The organism is Pararobbsia alpina (genome assembly GCF_902859895.1).
Lineage (GTDB): Bacteria > Pseudomonadota > Gammaproteobacteria > Burkholderiales > Burkholderiaceae > Pararobbsia > Pararobbsia alpina.
The window spans coordinates 1-1,142 of record NZ_CADIKM010000165.1 but is presented as its reverse complement, the minus strand read 5'-3'; the positions used below and the strand labels follow the sequence as shown (position 1 = coordinate 1,142).

Sequence of the window (1,142 nt, the reverse complement as noted above, 5' to 3'; positions counted from 1 at the left end):
TACTGGTCGTGCAGAGTCAGGTAGAGAAGTGCCAGGGCGGCTTCGTCGATTGCGTCGGTATTGATATTCATGACATTTCATCCCGCGGCCTTCTGAACCCGCATGCAAAACCGTTCGAGACTAGCCAGGATCTCGTCGGCTGACTTGCTCCAGATAAACGGCTGGGGGTGGGCGTTGTAGAAGTCAAGGTAGTGCCGGATTGCATCTTCGAGCGGGCGCGTCGAACGATGCGTGCCGCGACGAAGGTACCTTTCGGTAAGCGTGGCGAACCAGCGTTCGACCTGATTGAGCCACGACGCCGAGGTGGGTGTGAAGTGAACCTGGAAGCGGGGATGACGAGCGAACCACGCCTTGATCGAGGGAGTCTTGTGCGTGCCGTAATTGTCCATCACCAGATGCACATCCAGGTGGGGCGGCACGCTGGCTTCGATGGTGCGCAGGAAACGCAGGAATTCGCTGCTGCGATGGCGCCGGTGCACCTCGCCGATTACTTCGCCAGTGACGATGTCCAGCGCAGCAAATAGCGTGGTCGTCCCGTGACGCATGTAGTCGTGAGTGCGTCGCTCGGGAATGCCTGGGGCCAACGGCAATATGGGCTGCGTGCGGTCCAATGCCTGTATCTGGCTCTTCTCGTCAACGCACAGCACCATCGCCTTGAGCGGCGGATCCAGGTACAGGCCGACAATATCGCGCACCTTGTCGACGAACAACGGATCGCTAGAGAGCTTAAACGTCTCCTGCCGATGCGGCTGCAGTCCGAAGGCACGCCAGATCCGCGACACCGCCGTCTGCGAGAGCTTCATCTCTCGGGCCATCGTGCGCGTGCTCCAGTGCGTCGCCCCGGCAGGCACAGACTCAAGCGTCTTCGCAATAACCGCCTCGACATGCGTGTCGTCGATTGTCCTGGGTGCACCGGGGCGTGGCGCGTCAAGCAGTCCGTCCACACGGTCTGCGACAAATCGCGCGCGCCATTTAGAGACAGTTTGCTGCGTAAGCTGCAGTTTCGCCGCGACCGTCTTGTTGTCCATCCCTTCGGCACAGGCCAGCACGATGCGCGCTCGCAACGCCAACGCTTGTGCTGTCTTGCGCCGCATCATCAGCGCCTTCAGTTGCTTGAATTCCGATTCGCTCAGCAGGAGTTC

Annotated in this window: 1 protein-coding gene; it reads right to left on the bottom strand. The window is 60.3% G+C overall.

Annotation, left to right across the window (positions count from 1 at the left end):
- Positions 1-77: 77 nt before the first annotated feature.
- Positions 78-1,142 (bottom strand): IS630 family transposase (locus HV670_RS30055; protein ID WP_246258137.1); only part of this gene is annotated, 1,065 nt, incomplete at its 5' end.